The sequence below is a fragment of the Marinobacter sp. genome (assembly GCF_041984545.1).
Taxonomy (GTDB): domain Bacteria; phylum Pseudomonadota; class Gammaproteobacteria; order Pseudomonadales; family Oleiphilaceae; genus Marinobacter.
In genome coordinates, this window is the sequence record NZ_JBHIXV010000068.1 from 1 (window position 1) to 1,045 (window position 1,045).

Below are 1,045 nucleotides of genomic sequence, written 5' to 3' on the forward strand. Positions count from 1 at the left end.
CTTCGTCGGCTGGGTCATCTTGCGCTACGCGGACAACTACCTCCGACAGGATCCGCCCTTGTCGAAAAGCGCCTGTTTAGCCGGAGTGATTTTCTCCTTAACACCAAACTTCTTTTCTTTCATTAGCTGAGTGCGGCTTTTGTACTTGCTTGCTCCCATCATTGCCGAAGCATCAGAAGCGGTTAAGTGTTCTTCGCGCAGTTTCAACCACGCATCAGTTCCCTGTTCGATATTGTATAGCTTCATGTTATTTGCCTACTTGTTGTAATTTTGAGTATTGGTCTTGGCTAAGGATAATGTTCTTCTTAGTCAAGAATTGGTGTAGCGAGTCAACGGTATGCTTGCCGTCAGTTATTTTTTTAGACCAGGCCGGGAAGTTTTTATTAAATTCTTCATCCGGGTAGCAGTTAACAACCTGTTGCTGTTCCTGGTTATCGTACTGAACAGAATCGCCGTCATCGTCTTCACCGCCGACAACAATCCCCAAGATACCAGTCAATGTATAACGGCGAAGGTATGAGATTGCCGAAGCGATACTTTTAAGCTGATCCTTGCCGCCGCTAATATCAGGAGAAGATACCAACTCACTGTATTCTGAGTGGCCGCTCTGGTGCGTAACGATACAGCGAACAGTGATAATTCCGTTCTCCTGGCTTTGCGTAAAGCGGTAAGACAGGCCTGTTTCTTTTAACGCTGGCTGAATTGCCTTAGCAATATCTTCAATCTTGGCGTACTGGTAGAACGTGCGACCTTTTGAAGTTGTGTAATCAACAATGCCAAGCTTTTCAATTACCGGAAGCATTGCCTGAAACTTAGACATTGCAGCGTTGAACTCTTTCTTAGCCTGGTTTGCCTCATAACGCTCTTGAAGATCCATAAGCTTTTCAAGCTGAGTAATGTCAGCGCCGTTATTTACTGCAATTTCAATTAGGCGCATGTGCGGCTGTGCCATAACCGGAAGTGATGATTGCTGCTCACTTGTAACCAATTCGCCGTTACTCATTTAAGCCACCAATTAAATTAACCTGATCCGCATTGAGCTCGG

Annotated in this window: 2 protein-coding genes; both read right to left on the reverse strand. The window is 45.4% G+C overall.

The genetic code is table 11. The features are described 5' to 3' along the window. Window positions 1-36: 36 nt before the first annotated feature. Window positions 37-246, reverse strand: coding sequence for a YqaJ viral recombinase family protein (locus ACFC20_RS17485; protein ID WP_375194097.1), 210 nt, complete (start codon window positions 244-246; stop codon window positions 37-39). A 1-nt stretch (window position 247) separates the two neighbouring features. Then, window positions 248-1,003 carry an ERF family protein gene (locus ACFC20_RS17490; protein ID WP_375194098.1) on the reverse strand — a complete coding sequence of 252 codons (756 nt, stop codon included), beginning with the start codon at window positions 1,001-1,003 and terminating at the stop codon, window positions 248-250. Between the last annotated feature and the right edge of the window lie 42 nt (window positions 1,004-1,045).